Source organism: Streptomyces sp. NPDC006393, assembly GCF_040628575.1.
GTDB lineage: Bacteria > Actinomycetota > Actinomycetes > Streptomycetales > Streptomycetaceae > Streptomyces.
The window spans coordinates 25,161-41,299 of record NZ_JBEXZD010000052.1 but is presented as its reverse complement, the minus strand read 5'-3'; the positions used below and the strand labels follow the sequence as shown (position 1 = coordinate 41,299).

12 protein-coding genes are annotated in these 16,139 nt (G+C 73.7%); 3 read left to right on the top strand and 9 right to left on the bottom strand.

The window, feature by feature from the left end; all coding sequences use genetic code 11:
• Positions 1-124 precede the first annotated feature (124 nt).
• A complete protein-coding gene (locus ABZ484_RS21840) occupies positions 125-2,146 on the top strand; it encodes an NAD-binding protein (protein ID WP_358867575.1) in 2,022 nt (673 codons plus the stop codon).
• A 332-nt stretch (positions 2,147-2,478) separates the two neighbouring features.
• On the opposite strand, the gene ABZ484_RS21835 is transcribed toward ABZ484_RS21840, so the two are convergent.
• The gene (locus ABZ484_RS21835; protein WP_358867561.1) at positions 2,479-4,341 is read right to left on the bottom strand and encodes a prolyl oligopeptidase family serine peptidase; all 1,863 of its coding nucleotides are present in this window, start codon (positions 4,339-4,341) and stop codon (positions 2,479-2,481) included.
• 155 nt (positions 4,342-4,496) lie between these two features.
• Between ABZ484_RS21835 and ABZ484_RS21830 the strand changes: the two genes are divergently transcribed.
• Positions 4,497-5,285, top strand: a complete 789-nt coding sequence (locus ABZ484_RS21830) for an SURF1 family protein (RefSeq protein WP_358867560.1) — start codon at positions 4,497-4,499, stop codon at positions 5,283-5,285.
• 43 nt (positions 5,286-5,328) lie between these two features.
• Here the strand turns inward: ABZ484_RS21830 and ABZ484_RS21825 are convergent, their stop codons facing one another.
• The 7 genes from ABZ484_RS21825 to ABZ484_RS21795 all read right to left on the bottom strand — a co-directional run bounded on the left by ABZ484_RS21825 (position 5,329) and on the right by ABZ484_RS21795 (position 11,970).
• Entirely contained in the window at positions 5,329-6,513 is a 1,185-nt protein-coding gene (locus tag ABZ484_RS21825; protein WP_358867559.1) for a hypothetical protein, read from the bottom strand.
• Positions 6,510-7,115, bottom strand: a complete 606-nt coding sequence (locus ABZ484_RS21820; RefSeq protein WP_306188746.1) for a SigE family RNA polymerase sigma factor — start codon at positions 7,113-7,115, stop codon at positions 6,510-6,512. Before ABZ484_RS21820 ends, ABZ484_RS21825 begins: the two co-directional genes overlap by 4 nt.
• Positions 7,116-7,595: 480 nt before the next feature.
• Positions 7,596-8,648, bottom strand: coding sequence for an aspartate-semialdehyde dehydrogenase (locus ABZ484_RS21815; RefSeq protein ID WP_030180202.1), 1,053 nt, complete (start codon positions 8,646-8,648; stop codon positions 7,596-7,598).
• A gap of 52 nt (positions 8,649-8,700) precedes the next feature.
• The gene (locus ABZ484_RS21810) at positions 8,701-9,978 is read right to left on the bottom strand and encodes an aspartate kinase (RefSeq protein WP_358867558.1); all 1,278 of its coding nucleotides are present in this window, start codon (positions 9,976-9,978) and stop codon (positions 8,701-8,703) included.
• Positions 9,979-10,293: 315 nt separating this feature from the next.
• Positions 10,294-10,953 carry a DUF5063 domain-containing protein gene (locus tag ABZ484_RS21805; protein ID WP_358867557.1) on the bottom strand — a complete coding sequence of 220 codons (660 nt, stop codon included), beginning with the start codon at positions 10,951-10,953 and terminating at the stop codon, positions 10,294-10,296.
• Positions 10,946-11,545, bottom strand: coding sequence for a recombination mediator RecR (gene recR, locus ABZ484_RS21800; protein WP_306188751.1), 600 nt, complete (start codon positions 11,543-11,545; stop codon positions 10,946-10,948). Before recR ends, ABZ484_RS21805 begins: the two co-directional genes overlap by 8 nt.
• Positions 11,546-11,625: 80 nt before the next feature.
• Positions 11,626-11,970 (bottom strand): YbaB/EbfC family nucleoid-associated protein, encoded by a 345-nt coding sequence (locus tag ABZ484_RS21795; RefSeq protein WP_358867556.1) that lies wholly within the window; start codon positions 11,968-11,970, stop codon positions 11,626-11,628.
• Between the two features lie 265 nt (positions 11,971-12,235).
• Between ABZ484_RS21795 and ABZ484_RS21790 the strand changes: the two genes are divergently transcribed.
• Complete coding sequence (locus tag ABZ484_RS21790) at positions 12,236-12,985, top strand: SLATT domain-containing protein (RefSeq protein WP_358867555.1); 750 nt, start codon at positions 12,236-12,238, stop codon at positions 12,983-12,985.
• Positions 12,986-13,013: 28 nt separating this feature from the next.
• Here the strand turns inward: ABZ484_RS21790 and ABZ484_RS21785 are convergent, their stop codons facing one another.
• Positions 13,014-15,866: a serine/threonine-protein kinase gene (locus tag ABZ484_RS21785; protein ID WP_358867554.1), complete on the bottom strand. Its 2,853-nt coding sequence runs from the start codon at positions 15,864-15,866 to the stop codon at positions 13,014-13,016.
• Positions 15,867-16,139: the final 273 nt, after the last annotated feature.

The window sequence follows — 16,139 nt, the reverse complement described above, 5'->3', positions numbered from 1 at the left end:
GGGCGGGCGTACGGGGCGGGCGGTGTCCGTCGGTGGAACCACCTGTCCCGGTGCGGCAGTCTGTCCCCTCGTGGGGAGCGTTCCGAATCAGGGTGGTGCGCCCGGTGACGCGGGCGGCGCGCACATGGTGGTCTGCGGTGACGACGGCCTGGCGTACCGGCTGGCCGCCGAGTTGCGCGGTGTGTACGGCGAGCAGGTGACGCTGGTCGTGCCGCCCTCCGGGCGGTCGGTACGGCCGCCGGTGGTGGGCCGCGTCCGAGCGGCCTCGGCGCTGCTGGACCGGGTGGTGAGCGCGGCCGTGAGCCGGGCCGGCGGCAACGGGGGCGGCGGCAACGGCAACCGTGACGGTGAGGCCGGTCAGGGCGGCCAGGGCGGTCAGGACGGTCAAGCGCTCCCCGCCGACCGGGTGTTGGAGGCCGCCGAGCCGACCGAGGCCGTGCTCGCGGAGGCGGGCGTGGACCGGGCGACCGCGATGGCGCTGGTGTACGACGACGACGAGACCAACATCCGTGCCGCGCTGACCGTGCGCCGGCTCAACCCGCGGCTGCGGCTCGTGCTGCGCCTGTACAACCGGCGGTTGGGACAGCACATCGAGGAACTCCTCGACCAGGCCGCCGCGTTGGCGACCGGTGACGGCGACACCTGGCTGGGCGCCGACGCCTCCACGACCGTGCTGTCCGACGCCGACACGGCCGCGCCCGCGCTCGCCGCCAGCGCGGCCGTGGGGACCACCAAGGTGGTGCAGACGGACAGACTGCTGCTGCGCGCGGTGGAACGGCAGCCGCCCGCACCGGGGCAGGTCGCCGACCCGGGGCTGTGCACGCTCGCGCTGCTGTCGGCGACCAGCGGTGATCCGGCCGGCGCGGACGGGTCCGAGGGAGGCGGCGACCAGCGGCCCCACCTGCTGCCGGACGAGACGGCGGTACGGGAGGCCACCGGCCGCGGAACCGTGGTGCTGGAGCAGGTGTCGTACGCCGCCGGCCGGGGTGCCGCGGGGCGCGGAGTGGGGGTCGGGGTCGTTCCCCCGCTGACCTCGCTGTTCTCGCGGCGGCTGCGCTGGTCGCTGGCGGGGCTGGTGGGGTGTGTGTTCGCGCTCGCGGTGGCGCTGTGGCTGGTGACCGGGGTCCATCCGCTCGGTGCCCTCTATCTGACACTGCTGGACCTGTTCGCGATCGACGATCCGGCGATCGGGGCGCCGGCCGGACGCCAGGTGCTGCAACTGCTGTCCGGGCTGGTCGGGTTGCTGCTGCTGCCGGTGCTGCTGGCGGCGGTGCTGGAGGCGCTGGGCACGTTCCGGTCGGCGTCCGCGCTGCGCAAGCCGCCGCGCGGGCTCGGCGGGCATGTGGTGCTGCTGGGACTGGGAAAGATCGGCACCCGGGTGCTGACGCGACTGCGGGAACTGGGCGTTCCGGTGGTGTGCGTGGAGTCGGACCCCGATGCGCGGGGGCTGGCGACGGCGCGGCGGCTGCGGGTGCCGGTGGTGCTCGGGGACGTCACGCAGGAGGGCGTGCTGGAGTCCGCGAAGATCCACCGCGCCAAGGCGCTGCTCGCGGTGACCAGCGCGGACACCACGAACCTGGAGGCCGTGCTGTACGCCCGGTCGGTGCGGTCCGATCTGCGGGTGGTGCTGCGGCTGTACGACGACGACTTCGCGACCGCGGTGTACCGCACCCTGCGGGCCGCGCACCCGCACGCGCAGACGCGGAGCCGGAGCGTGTCGCACCTGGCGGCGCCCGCGTTCGCCGGGGCGATGTTCGGGCGGCAGATCCTGGGGGCGATCCCGGTGGAGCGGCGGGTCCTGCTGTTCGCGTCGGTGGACGTCGACGGGCATCCGCAGCTGGAGGGCAGGACGGTCGCGGAGGCCTTCCGGGCCGGGTACTGGCGGGTGCTGGCGCTGGACACGGACGCCTCGGCGAGTGCGGGTGCGGACGCGAGGCCGGGGACAGGGGCGGGGGCGGCGGCGCAGGACCGTCGTGAGCCCGCCGCGCAGGAGGCGGCCGAGGACGGGCGACGCACCTCGCGCCTGGTCTTCAACCTGCCCGCCACGTACGTCCTCCGCAAGGAGGACCGCGTGGTGCTCGCCGCGACGCGGCGCGGACTCGCGGAACTCCTCGGTCGGCGGTCCCGGCAGCGGACGGTGACCTAGGCGGCGGGCGCGGGCCCTGGTTTCGCCCCCGCCGCCCCTACCCGTCCCTTCTCCAGGGGCTCCGCCCCTTCGACCCCGCCGGGGCTTCGCCCCGGACCCCGTTTCCCACCCGCCCACCCGTCTCGGTGGGATAAGAGGGCACCCCCCTGGGGCTCCGCCCCAGACCCCGCCGGGGGCTCCGCCCCCTGCACCCCCCCGGTGCGTGCCCGGCCCGAAACCCGGCCGGGGCTTCGCCCCGGACCCCGGCGGGAGCTCCGCCCCCGTGCGCCCCAAGGGGGCCGGCCCGCTCAAGGTCCCGGTGCGCCGCTCCCGCCCGACGGCGGCCGACCGCCCTACCTCGGCAAGTGGCGCTCGGCGAAGTCGAGTTCCAGGCGGAGTTGCTTGATGCGTTCGTCCACGACGAGGGAGCCGTGGCCGGCGTCGTAGCGGTAGATCTCGTGGACGGCGCCGCGGGCCTGGAGGCGTTTGACGTAGTTCTCGATCTGGCGGATGGGACAGCGGGGGTCGTTGACGCCGGCGGAGATGTAGACCGGGGCCTTGACCTGGTCCACGTAGGTGAGCGGGGAGGACGCCTCGAAGCGTTCGGGGACCTCCTCGGGGGTGCCGCCCAGCAGGGTGCGGTCCATGGCCTTCAGGGCTTCCATCTCGTCGTGGTACGCCGTGACGTAGTCGGCGACCGGGACCGCCGCGATGCCCAGCGTCCACGCCTCCGGCTGGGTGCCCAGGCCCAGCAGCGTGAGGTAGCCGCCCCAGGAGCCGCCGCTGAGGATCAGCCGCTCGGGGTCGGCCAGGCCCGAGTCGATCGCCCACTGCCGGACCGCCGCGATGTCCTCCAGCTCGATCAGGCCGACCCGGTGCTTCAGGGCGTCCGTCCAGGCGCGGCCGTAGCCCGTGGAGCCGCGGTAGTTGACGCGGACCACCGCGTAGCCGTGGTCCACCCAGGCGGCCGGGCCCGCGGCGAAGGAGTCGCTGTCGTGCCAGGTGGGGCCGCCGTGGATGTCGAAGACCGTGGGCAGGGGGCCCGTCACGCCCGCCGGCCGTTGGACCAGGGCGTGGATGCGACCGCCGGGGCCGTCCACCCAGACGTCCTCCACCGGGACCGAGCCCGGGGACGTCATCCCGGGCGGGTCCAGGACCACCCCGCCGGCCGTGGAGCGGACGGCGGACGGCTCGGCCGCCGACGACCACAGGTACTCCACGCTGCCGTCCGGACGGGCCGTCGCCCCGGAGACCGTGCCCGGCAGGGTGGGGATCCGCGTCAGTTCGCGGCCGACCGGGTCGTAGCGGAACAGCTCGCTGCGGGCCTCGAAGCTGTGCGCGACGAGCAGTCCGCTGCCGTCCGGGTACCACTCGGCGCTCACGTCGCCGGGCAGGTCCAGCTCCAGGTCCGTCTCCTCGCCCGTCGCCACGTCCCACACCAGCGGCTCCCAGCGGCCCCGCCGCTGGTGGCCGACGAGCAGCCGGGTGTCGCCGACGACCGGGGCGAAGCCCAGCACCTCCAGGCCGAGCTCCAGCGTCCCGCCCTTGGTGTCGTCCAGCTCGGCCACCGGTGTGCCGTCCGGGCGCAGCACCCGCAGCGCCGAGTGCATGGCGTCGCCGTGCTCGGTGTGCTCGATCGCGATCAGCGAGCCGTCGTGGGAGAGGTCGCCGACGCCCGCGGACTCCCGGTGCCGGTAGATCTCCACCGGGTCCTCGCCGGAGCCCGGGCGCGTGAGGTGGATCGTCGTGCCGTCCTCGTCCGTGGAGCGGCCCACCACCGCCGTACGCCCGTCGCGGCCGAGCGCGAGGCCCGCCGGGTAGGACGGCTCCAGGCCGGGCACGGCCGCCTCGTCGGGGCCGCCGGTGAACGGCTGGCGGCGCCAGACGCCGAACTCGTCGCCGTCCTTGTCGTCGAACCACCAGATCCACTCGCCGTCCGGGGACAGCACGCCCTCCGTCGTGCCGTTCGGCCGGTCCGTCGCCTGGCGCTGCTCACCGCTCCCGCGATCCCAGGCGTACAGCTCGTACGTCCCCGTCGCGTTCGACACGAACAGGGAACGGTCCGGTGCGTCCTCCGCCCAGTCGGGCAGCGAGACGCGGGGCGCCCGGAAGCGCTTCTCCCAGTCCGGCATCCGCTCCTGCCGGTCCCGCCCGGCCGCGTCCCGGCCCTGCCCGTCCCGCTGGTCCCGCACCGCGGACCCGTTGCTCTCAGTCATGGCCCCATAGTGCCTGGCCGCACCGACAACGCGCCGCCCCCGCTCCCCAGCCTGTGGACAACGGGCCCGTCCGGCCCCGGGCAGCCTGTGGAAAACTCCGCCCCACGCCGACCCCGCGACCGGACCGCCCGGCCGGGGGCCGTACCGTTGAGGGCGTGTACCGGTTTCTGCTGACGCCCCGCTGGTGGGGCATCAACATCTTCGTGCTGCTGGCCATCCCCTTCTGCGTCTTCATGGGGTCCTGGCAGCTGAGCCGGTTCGACGCGCGGGTGCAGGAGCACCGGACCGCGAACGCCCAGGCCGCCTCGGACCGCACTCAGGCCCCCCGCCCGCTGACCCGGCTGCTGCCCGTCGACAAGCGGACCTCCGGCATGCGGGCCACCGCGACCGGCCGGTACGGCAAGCAGCTGCTGGTCCCCGGCCGTGAGCTGGACGGCAAGCGCGGCTTCTACGTGCTGACGCTGCTGCGCACCGACTCCGGCAAGGCGCTCCCGGTCGTCCGGGGCTGGCTGCCGGGCGACGCGGACGCCGCGAAGGCCCCGGCGCCCCCCGCGGGCGAGGTCACCGTCACCGGTGCGCTCCAGGCGTCCGAGACGCCCGGTGACAACGGGGTCAGCGCACAGGGCGGCCTGCCTGCCGGGCAGACCTCGGCGATCAGCGCCGCCTCGCTGGTCAACCTCGTGCCGTACGACGTGTACGACGCTTGGGTGACGCTCGACAGGGCCGACTCCGGGATGAAGGCGGTGCCGGCCAAGGCCCCCGACAACACCGGGCTGGATCTGAAGGCCTTCCAGAACCTCGGCTACACCGGCGAGTGGTTCGTCTTCGCCGGGTTCGTGGTCTTCATGTGGTTCCGGCTCGTACGGCGCGAGGTGGAGGCCGTACGGGACGCGGAGCTGGGACTGGTGCCGGAGCAGAAGGGCGAGCAGGCCGCCGCGGTGTGACCGCTCGCGGCCGGCGCGCCCGCGCGAGCCCGCCGCCGCGCCCCTACGACGCGGCCAGCACCCCCGTGCGGTACACCGTGCCCGCGCACGCTTTCGGCACCGTCGCCGAGACCGCCGGTGAGCCGGCCTCCGGCGTGTGGGAGACCACGACGCTGCCCTCGGCCGTGCCGCCGTCCTCCGTCATCAACTGGGTCGTGGTGCCGGCGTCGGTGCCCGTGCCGGCGGACGTGCCACCCGTCGTGCCGGAGTCCTGGCTGGAGGACGGGTCGGGTGAGGGGGCGCCCGTCTCCGTGCCACCGTTGCCGGTGCCGCCGCCGGTGGTCGGACAGGTCTCGGAGGGCACCCAGGCGAACTTCACCTCGTACGCGGAGCCGGGCGACAGGACCAGCCCGGAGACCTCGGTGGAGGGGTCGGGCAGGGCGGTGGCCGGATCGCCGGCGATGTGCTGAGTGACGGTGATCTTGCTGGTGTCGGCGGCGCCCTGCGCCAGCGTCGTCACCGTGCCGGGCCCGCCGACGGTACAGCTGCCCTTGGAGATGTTGGTGACGCGGAAGGTGCCGTAGACGGCACCGGAGGTGTCGGGCGCGCCGATCGTCGCGGTGGCGGAGCCCAGCTGGGGCGCCGTGCACACGGGGGCGCCGGTGTCGGCGGAGGCCGAGGGGCCGCCCGTGCCGGCGCCGGCGGTCCCGCTGCCCGGGGGGACGCTCTTGCCGTCGCCCCTGCGGTCGTCCGGCTTTCCGCTGCTGCCCTTGCCGGGTGTCCGGCCGGAGGTGCCGCTCGCGGTGCCCTCCCCGCCGCCCGGGCCCTTGCCCTGGCCGGTGCCGCCCTGGGCCTGCGAGGCCTGGCCGGCGATGGCGGGGTCGACGCCGGAGCCGCCGGCGTCGGAGACGTGCACGAGCGCGGGGACGGCGGTGCCGATGAACAGGGCGGCGGCGGCCATGCCGACGGCGGCCTGCCGCTTGCGGGCGCGCCGCGCCGGAACCGCGCGCCGGAGGTGGTCCAGCGTGCCTTCACGCGGCTCGACCTCCTGGACCGCCTGGTGCAGCATCCTGCGCAGTGCCAGCTCGTCCGGGTCGAGCCCCTCGGGGTCCCTTTCGTCGGGGCTGTGGTTCACGTGTCCGTTCCCAGCGTGCGATTGCGTGTCGTCCTGCTCCGGCCGCGTCGGCTCGTGCCACGCGTACGGCTCGTGGCGCTCATGCGAGTCGCGTCCCTCGGCGTTCTCGCTCATGCCCGCGCCTCCATCGCGACCCTGAGCGCCGCGATGCCGCGTGAGCCGTACGCCTTGACCGATCCGAGCGATATCCCGAGGGTCTCGGCGACCTGCGCCTCGGTCATGTCCGCGAAGTAGCGCAGCACCAGCACCTCGCGCTGGCGGCGCTGGAGGCCCTTCATCGCCTTGATCAGGGAGTCGCGCTCCAGCTGGTCGTAGGCGCCCTCCTCGGCGCTCGCCATGTCCGGCATCGGCTTGGAGAGCAGCTTCAGGCCGAGGATGCGGCGGCGCAGGGCCGAACGCGAGAGATTGACGACGGTCTGCCGCAGGTAGGCGAGCGTCTTCTCGGGGTCGCGGACCCGCTTGCGGGCGGAGTGGACCCGGATGAAGGCCTCCTGGACGACGTCCTCGCAGGAGGCGGTGTCGTCGAGGAGGAGCGCGGCCAGGCCCAGCAGAGAGCGGTAGTGGGCGCGGTAGGTCTCGGTGAGATGGTCGACGGTGGTGCCGGCCGCCACGGTCTCCTCGGCGCCGTCACGCTGGTTCGGTATGCGGGCGGGCCGCGCGGCGGGCATGGGGGCGATCACCGGCAGGCCACCGGACGAGCCGGGCAAGCCGGACATTCCAGGCGTGAGTGGTCGGAGCGCCGCGCGGCTCGGCCGCAGGCCGCCGCGGGTCGCCGCTTGGAAGTCGAGTACCTCTGCCACGCCAGTTGGACACGCCGCCCCCCTCGGGGGTTGTACGTGCCGGGCGTCACTTTCGCGCCGAGTGTGCCGAGCGACGCGGCCGACCACGTTCTCGCGTCAGGCAGCACCCCGTCCGGCGCCCCACATGCCCTCATGCGTCCCGCTCTTCCCTATGTGTGAAATGACGAGGGCGTCCCACGCCCTCGCGGCGTCCCCACGCCCCCGTAGGGCGACCGCAAAGACGCTCCCCGCCCTGCGCGCGGTTGCGGAGGGCGGGGAGGAGAATTTTCGGACGCCGAGGCAGCACGGTACAAGCGGTACGGACCATTGATCCGACCACATTTCTTACACAGATCCTACAAAGGAGCAGACCAGTGGCCAGAGGTTTCCCCCCGGTAACAGGGCTTCGGTGCGGCCTCAGTCGGCCTCGGCCGCCACCAACTCCGCGATCTGCGCCGTGTTGAGCGCGGCGCCCTTGCGCAGATTGTCACCGCAGACGAAGAGTTCCAGCGCCGTCGGATCGTCCAGCGCCCGCCGCACCCGGCCCACCCACGTCGGGTCGGTGCCCACCACGTCGGCGGGCGTGGGGAACTCGCCCGCGGCCGGGTCGTCGCACAGCACCACACCGGGTGCCGTGGCCATGATCTCCCGCGCCTTGCCGACGGTGACCTCGCCCTCGAAACGGGCGTGCACGGTCAGCGAGTGGGTGGTGACCACCGGGACGCGTACGCAGGTCACGGCGACCGGCAACTGCGGCAGCCCGAGGATCTTGCGGGACTCGTCCCGCACCTTCATCTCCTCCGACGACCAGCCGTCGTCGCACAGCGACCCGGCCCACGGCACCACGTTCAGCGCCACCGGCTCGGGGAACGGACCGGTGTCGTCGCCCACGGCGCGCCGCACGTCACCGGGGCTTGTCCCCAGCTCCGTGCCCGCCACCAGGGACAGCTGACGGCGCAGCGTCTCCACGCCCGCGCGCCCGGCCCCGCTCACCGCCTGGTACGAGGAGACGACCAGCTCACGCAGCCCGAACTCGGCGTGCAGCGCGCCCAGCGCCACGATCATGGTCAGGGTGGTGCAGTTGGGGCTGGAGATGATTCCGCGCGGGCGTCGCCGCGCCGCGTGCGGATTCACCTCGGGCACGACGAGCGGCACGTCCGGGTCCGCTCGGAAGGCCCCGGAGTTGTCGACCACGACCGCGCCCTTGGCGGCGGCGACCGGCGCCCACCGGGCGGCGACCTCGTCGGGGACGTCGAACAGGGCGATGTCCACCCCGTCGAAGGCCTCCTCGGCGAGCGCGGCCACCTCGACCTCCTCACCGCGCACGGCCAGCTTGCGGCCGGCCGAGCGCGGCGAGGCGATCAGGCGGATGTCGCCCCAGATGTCCGCGCGCTGGGACAGGATCCGGAGCAGGACCGTGCCGACGGCTCCGGTCGCTCCCACGACCGCGAGCGTCGGTCGACCGGTCATCGTCGCACGCCTCCGTCACATCCGTACGGCGCGACGGCGGCCGAGGGGACGGTCATCGCCCGGTGCCGCCGTAGACGACGGCCTCGTCGCTGTCGGAGTCGAGTCCGAAGGCGGTGTGCACGGCGCGCACGGCCTCGGCCACATCGTCCTTGCGGGTGACGACCGAGATACGGATCTCGGATGTCGAGATCAGCTCGATGTTCACGCCCGCGTCGGACAGCGCGGTGAAGAAGTCCGCGGTGACCCCGGGGTTGGTCTTCATACCCGCGCCGACCAGGGAGATCTTGCCGATCTGGTCGTCGTAGCGAAGGGAGTCGAAGCCGATGCCGGCGCGGTTCTTCTCCAGCGCGTCGATGGCCTTGCGGCCCTCGGTCTTCGGCAGCGTGAAGGAGATGTCCGTCAGACCGGTGGAGGCGGCCGACACGTTCTGCACGACCATGTCGATGTTGATCTCGGCATCGGCGATCGTACGGAAGATGGAGGCGGCCTCTCCCGGCTTGTCGGGCACGCCGACCACCGTGATCTTGGCCTCGGAGGTGTCGTGCGCGACACCGGAGATGATGGCCTGCTCCACCTTCTTGTCCCCTTGCTCGATCGGCTCGCTGCTGACCCACGTGCCCTGAAGCCCGCTGAAGCTGGAGCGGACGTGGATCGGGATGTTGTAGCGCCGGGCGTACTCCACACACCGGTGGAGCAGCACCTTCGACCCGGACGAGGCCAGCTCCAGCATGTCCTCGAAGGAGATCCAGTCGATCTTCCGGGCCTTCTTCACCACCCGCGGGTCGGCCGTGAACACGCCGTCGACGTCGGTGTAGATCTCGCACACCTCGGCGTCGAGGGCGGCCGCCAGCGCGACCGCGGTGGTGTCGGAGCCGCCACGCCCCAGCGTGGTGATGTCCTTCTTGTCCTGGCTGACGCCCTGGAAACCGGCGACGATCGCGATGTTGCCCTCGTCCAGCGCGGTCCGGATGCGGCCCGGCGTGACGTCGATGATCCGGGCTTTGTTGTGGACCGAGTCGGTGATGACACCTGCCTGGCTGCCCGTGAACGACTGGGCCTTGTGCCCCAGGTTTTTGATCGCCATGGCCAGCAGGGCCATGGAGATCCGCTCTCCGGCGGTCAGCAGCATGTCGAGCTCGCGCCCGGCAGGCATCGGGGAAACCTGCTCGGCGAGATCGATCAGCTCGTCCGTCGTGTCGCCCATCGCGGAAACGACCACGACAACGTCGTTGCCGTTCTTCTTCGCTTCCACGATTCGCTTGGCGACGCGCTTGATGCCCTCGGCATCGGCTACGGAGGAGCCTCCGTACTTCTGCACGACAAGGCCCACGTGCGCTCCTCGCTCAGTCCGTGTGTATCGCACTTACGCAGATGCAGTGCGGTCGGCTCAGTCTATCGAGCGTCCGAATTTTCCCCCTGCGATATCGCATGGTGAGATCTCCGGCGCCCGCTGCTCAGGACGGCTCATGCCCAGGGGACGGAACCGCACTCGGAACGTGGCCGGGGTCACAGCACCCCGAGAGAAACCACGGAAAGACGAGAGAGACCACGGAAAGAAGGGAGAGTGAACGGAGACAAGTGAGCGGAGACAGCGGAGAGAAGCGCCTTCCGGGCGCGGCGGTTCGCCTCGGGCGAGGACGTCAGGTCACTGCGGTCCGCGCAGGCCGAGCGGCGCCGCGATCTCCTCCGCCATGACCTTGCCCGCCTCGAACTCCAGGGTCTCGTCGCCCATGCCCTGGTCGGTGTCCAGGCCGTCCAGTTCCTCCAGGGGCTGGTTGAGGCGGACGTGGTTGACGATGGACTGGAGGGCGCGCAATACGGCGGAGGCCGTCGAGCCCCAGTTGGAGAAGTAGGAGAACTGCCACCACCACAGGGCCTCGGTGGTGCGGCCCGCGCGGTAGTGGGCCATGCCGTGGCGCAGGTCGGTGACGACGTCGGCGAGGTCGTCGGAGATACGGGCCGGTACCGGGGCCCGGCGCGGCTCGTAGGGGTCGAAGACCTCGGAGTAGACGTCGATCGGCTCCAGGAGGCGGGCGAGGTTCTCGCGCAGGATGTCCACGTCCTGCTCCGGGCCGGAGTCGGGCTCGTAGCGCTCGTCGGGGACGAAGTCCTCGTGCGCGCCGAGCCGGCCGCCGGCCAGCAGCAGCTGGGAGACCTCCAGCAGGAGGAACGGCACCGCCGAGTCCGGCTCGTCGCCCCTGGCGACCTCGGCGACCGCGACCAGGAAGCTCTCGACCTGATCGGCGATCTGGACCGCGAAGTCGTCCGGATTCTGGCTGGTCGCGTGCAGCGTGGCGTCAGACATCTAGGAGTCGTCTCCCCTCGAAGGCGCGGCCGAGGGTCACCTCGTCCGCGTATTCCAGGTCGCCACCCACCGGGAGGCCGCTGGCCAGGCGGGTGACCTTCAGGCCCATGGGCTTGATCATGCGGGCGAGGTACGTCGCTGTCGCCTCGCCTTCCAGATTCGGGTCCGTGGCCAGGATGAGCTCCGTGACCGTGCCGTCCGCGAGACGGGCAAGGAGTTCCCGTATCCGCAGGTCGTCCGGGCCCACGCCCTCGATCGGGCTGATCGCCCCGCCCAGGACGTGGTACCGCCCGCGGAACTCGCGCGTGCGCTCGATGGCGACGACGTCCTTCGGCTCCTCGACCACACAGATGACGGACGGGTCGCGGCGGCTGTCGCGGCAGATCGCGCACAGCTCCTCCTGCGCCACGTTGCCGCACGTCGCGCAGAAGCGGACCTTCGCCTTCACCTCCATCAGGGCCTGGGCGAGCCGCCGTACGTCCGTCGGTTCCGCCTGGAGGATGTGGAAGGCGATCCGCTGGGCGCTCTTGGGACCGACGCCGGGCAGCCGCCCCAGCTCGTCGATGAGGTCCTGGACCACGCCTTCGTACACGGACTGCCGTCCCTTCCCGCGTGTTGCTTCGCTTGGTAACCGTAGTGGCCGGGCGGCCCCTCAGAAAGGCACCCCGGGGGTCAGAAAGGCAGCCCGGGGATGCCGGTGCCGCCGCCCAGGCCCTGGGCGAGCGGGCCGAGCTTCTGCTGCTGGAGCGTCTGGGCGTTCTCGTTGGCCGCCTGGACGGCCGCGACGATCAGGTCGGCGAGGGTCTCGGTGTCCTCCGGGTCCACCGCCTTGGGGTCGATCTTCAGCGCGCGCAGCTCGCCGGCGCCGGTGACGGTGGCCCGCACCAGGCCGCCGCCCGCCTGCCCGTCGACCTCGGTCTGCGCCAGTTCCTCCTGGGCCCGCTGGAGGTCCTGCTGCATCTTCTGGGCCTGCTGGAGCAGCTGCTGCATGTTGGGCTGGCCACCATCGGGAATCACGATCAGCTCCTGCTTTCCTACGCCATGTCCGGATGTCCGGCCGGATGTCCGGGCGGAGTATCCCCGCTGGCATGAGCCTACGTGGTCCGGGGAGGTGGCGCCCTGCCACTCTTTCGGGTGAGTCACGGGTGGGCCCTATACCTGATCAAGGCCCCCTTCCGGGCGGAAAAGCGATGCTTCCCGCCTCTTCGCCACCCATTGGGGGGTAGGAAGGGGGCCGGCGCGTCAGCCAGCGTCACAGACCGTGATCAGTAGGGAGTGCCGGGTGGGTCAGCCGGAGATGCAGCCCGAGGGTTCGCGACAGGACGGGCGCGGCGACGGGGCGGCCAGGCTGCGGCCGGGCGACCTGACCGGGCGGCCGTTCCCGCTCGGCGACTGGGGCGAGCCGGCCGAGCGGCTGGACGAGCTGTACCGGTGGGTGGAGCGGGGCGCGCTAGAGACCGCGTCCTGGTACCTCACCGAGCGGGTGTGGAAGCGGCGCGGGGCGCGGGTGCTGCGGTGCGGGGCGACGGCTGGGGCGGTGGCCGGGGCGGCGCTGCCGCTGCTGGACCTGACGCGGGCCGTCGACGGGGTGGCGCCCTGGGGATATCTGGCACTGCTGCTGTCCGTGGCGTGCGTCGGCATCGACCGGTACTTCGGGGTGACCTCCGGCTGGATAAGGGACGTGGCGACCGCGCAGGCCGTGCAGCGGCGGTTGCAGGCACTCCAGTTCGACTGGGCGTCCGAGAACGTACGGGAGGTGCTCGGGCCGGCCGAGGGCACGGCGAGCGAGGCCGCCGAGCGGTGCCTGACGGTGCTGCGGCGGTTCTCGGAGGACGTGACCGAGCTGGTGCGGACGGAGACGGCCGACTGGATGGTGGAGTTCCGGATCGGCTCCGCGCCGATGGGCCTCCAGTCGGCGGTGCCCGGCGCCGCCCGGTCGGAGGTGGGGGCCGCCGGAGGCGGGCGCCTTCCGCTGCCGCCGGGGAGCGCACGGCCCAACATGCCCCGGCAACGGCCCCCGGAGCCGCGCTGACCGCCCGCCGTCGCCGCCGTCGCCCCCGTCACTCCTTGGTGTAGGTCAGCTGCTCCCCGGTGGTGGTGTTCACGCGCCGCAGGCTGCCGTCCGACAGGAGGCTGACCTGCGTGGCCGCGCCCGGAGAGCAGCCCTGCGTGCCCTGGCCGACCGTGAGCGAGGACGGCCCGATCTCCAGCGGGCCGCCGTCGGCCGGCTTCCTGGTCAGGTCGGCCCGGAACACACAGTGATAGGTGCCGCCGCCTTGCAGCGGGCCGTCGGCGACGAGCGTGAGGACCGTGTCGCCCACCTCGCCCTGACTGATGGTCAGGCGGCGCGGGTTGGCGCCGTAGGCGTTGTCGATCGTCGTCGTCCAGGTGCCGAGGTACGCGACCGGCACGACACCGTCCGACGGGGTGGGCGAGTCGGGCGGCGACGTCTCCGGCGACGGGCCGGGGTCCGTCGAGTCGGCGGGCGTGGTGGGTGCGGTGACGGCCGGGGAGGAGCCGGGGCCGCCGCCCTTGTCGTCGTGGTCGCCGCCGCTGCGCATCAGGGCGTACACCGAGCCGCCCGCGACGAGCGCGACGACCAGCGCCATCGCGACCAGCGCGGCGGTGGAGCGGCCGCCCCGGCGCGGTTCGTGCTGCGCGGGCAGCGGGCTCGGTCCGTACGGCGGCGTGGACCCCACCGGCGGCGGCCCGTACGGCGGGGTCGCGCCCAGGCCGCCGTAGGGGTTGTGCGCCCCGGCCGGAGCCCAGCCGCCGGGCTGCTGCGGATAGCCGTAGGGGCCGGGTGCGGGCTGCTGCGGGTAGCCGTAGCCCGGATGGGCGGGCGCCGGCCCGGGCGGGGGCGTCCGGCCCGCGACCATGGTGGGCAGGTGATCGACGGGCGGCTGCGCCCCGCCGCCACCCGGCTGCCCGGGAACGGGCGGGGTGGAGGCCGGGGCAGGTGGGGCGTGCCCGGGGGACGGCCCGAAAGCCTCGGCCGGAGGCTGAGCGACGGACGGGGCAGTCGGGGTGGGATGGACCGCGGCGGGGTCCTGCGGGGTGGGGGTGGGGGTGAGGGTGGAGGCGGGAGCAGCGGGAGCCCCGGCAACGGCGCCAGGAGCGGCGGACGGCCCGGCGGCGACGCCGGGAGCGGCGGACGGCCCGGCAACGGCACCGGGAGCGGCGGGATTTCCAGCAGCGCCTGGGGCGGGCGGGCCGGGCGGGGTCCCGGCGGCACCGCCGGGAACACCCGGAGTGCCACCGACGGCGGGAGCCGCCGGAGATCCGGCAGCAACGGCAGGAGCAGAGGGAGCCCCGGCAACACCGGGAACCGCCGGAGGCCCGGCAGCAACACCGGGAACCGCCGGAGGCCCGGCAGCAACGCCGGGAACACCCGGAGGCCCGGCAGCAACGCCGGGAGCAGCCGGGGCCGCGGCAGCGGCTGGAGCGGCCGTAGATCCAGGCGCGGCGGCGCCCGGCACAGCCGCAGCCGGATTCCCGGCAGCGGCGGAGTAGGCCGTCCCTGCGGCTGCGGCATCGGCTCCCGCGCCGGCACTCGCACCGGCTTCAGCTCCAGCTCCAGCTCCAGCTCCGGCACCAGCACCAGCACCAGCACCAGCACCAGCACCAGCGTCGGCCCAGGCGGCAGCCCCGGCACCGGCGCTTCCCGACTCGCCGGAGTCGGCGGCGGCCCCCGCCGCACCCGCCTGCGCTCCCTTGGTCAGCTCGGGCCTCCCGGCCCCCGCGCCCGCCCCGGCTCCGGCAACGGCAGCGGCACCCTCCCCCGCCACCGGACCCGCGGAGCCCGCCACCGGACCAGGCGCACCCGCCGCACCCGCCGCACCCGCCGCACCCGCCGCACCCGCCAGGCCCACCGCCCCGCCGGGCCCCGCTGAACCCACCGCACCGCCGGGCCCCACCGGACCCGCCGACCCCGGCCCCGCCGGAGTCGCCGCACCCGCCGCACCCCCCGGCGCCCCCTGCGGCTCCCGTTCCTCCGGGTTCTCCGCGTCCAGGAGTTGCACCGCGTGGCGGCCGAGCTGGGCCACCAGGGCGCTCGGCAGCCAGGGGTCGCGGAAGCGGCCGTCGGCCAGGGTGTCCTCGGCGCCGGTGCGGTCGAGGATCCAGTCGAGCGTGGGCCGCGCCGCCGGGTCCTTCTTCAGGCAGGCGCGGACCAGGTCGGCGATGCCCTCGGGCAGCGCCTGAAGGTCGGGTTCCTGCTCGGCGATGCGGTACATCAGCGCGTGCACCCCGCTGTCGGCGGTGCCGAACGGCAGCGAGCCGGTCGCCGCGTAGGCGAGCACGGAGCCGAGGCAGAAGACGTCCGCCGCGGGCGTGACCCGGTCGCCGCGCACCTGCTCGGGCGCCATGAAGCCGGGCGAGCCGACCAGCGCGCCGGTCCGGGTGAGGCCGCCGTCCGTGACGGTCTCCAGGGCCCGCGCGATGCCGAAGTCGATGACGCGCGGGCCGTCGATGGTGACCAGCACGTTGGAGGGCTTGAGGTCGCGGTGGATGAGCCCGGCCGCGTGGATGTCCTTCAGCGCGCCCGCGAGACCGGCTCCGAGGATCCGTACCGAACGCTCGGGCAGCGCGCCGTGGTCGTGCCCGACCACCTGTTGCAGGCTGGGCCCGGCGACGTACCCGGTGGCGACCCACGGCACGGCGGCCTCGGTGTCCGCGTCCAGCACGGGTGCCGTCCAGTGGCCGCCGACCCGCCGGGCGGCCCGCACCTCCTGCCGGAAGCGCGCCCGGAACTCCTCCTGCTGCGCCAGCTCCTGCCGGACCAGCTTCACGGCGACCGTGCGCCCCCGGTCCGACCGGGCCAGGTACACCTGCCCCATGCCGCCGGCCCCGAGCCGCGCCAGCAACCGGTACGCACCGATCCCCTGCGGATCGCCGGGCCCCAGCTTCTCCATGGCTCAGCGCCTCCCCCCGATGCCCGACCGATGTCCGACATCCCCCGATACACCCCTGCCCAACAGCCCGAGGATAGTGCCGCGACCGGGAGTGACGGAGCGGCCCGGTGTCTACGGTTCCGTAACAGCGACCGCCGTACCGCCCGCCGCGCCCTGCGCCCGCCACCGCGTCGCTCCCCGACAACCTGTCGCTAAATCCCCCCGAGCGCAGACAGGACGCCCATGCCGGGTCCGTATCCCGGACATCTACGCTCGCGGCCATGACCCCTCAGT

What these genes read in the sequence shown, in the direction of transcription:
- ABZ484_RS21805 (WP_358867557.1), bottom strand. Translation starts at nt 10,953, where the DNA reads ATGTCTGACGCCACGCTGCACGCGACCAGCCAGAATCCGGACGACTTC.
- ABZ484_RS21815 (WP_030180202.1), bottom strand. Translation starts at nt 8,648, where the DNA reads ATGACCGGTCGACCGACGCTCGCGGTCGTGGGAGCGACCGGAGCCGTC.
- ABZ484_RS21785 (WP_358867554.1), bottom strand. Translation starts at nt 15,866, where the DNA reads ATGGAGAAGCTGGGGCCCGGCGATCCGCAGGGGATCGGTGCGTACCGG.
- ABZ484_RS21820 (WP_306188746.1), bottom strand. Translation starts at nt 7,115, where the DNA reads ATGTCCGGCTTGCCCGGCTCGTCCGGTGGCCTGCCGGTGATCGCCCCC.
- ABZ484_RS21840 (WP_358867575.1), top strand. Translation starts at nt 125, where the DNA reads ATGGTGGTCTGCGGTGACGACGGCCTGGCGTACCGGCTGGCCGCCGAG.
- ABZ484_RS21825 (WP_358867559.1), bottom strand. Translation starts at nt 6,513, where the DNA reads ATGAGCGAGAACGCCGAGGGACGCGACTCGCATGAGCGCCACGAGCCG.
- ABZ484_RS21835 (WP_358867561.1), bottom strand. Translation starts at nt 4,341, where the DNA reads ATGACTGAGAGCAACGGGTCCGCGGTGCGGGACCAGCGGGACGGGCAG.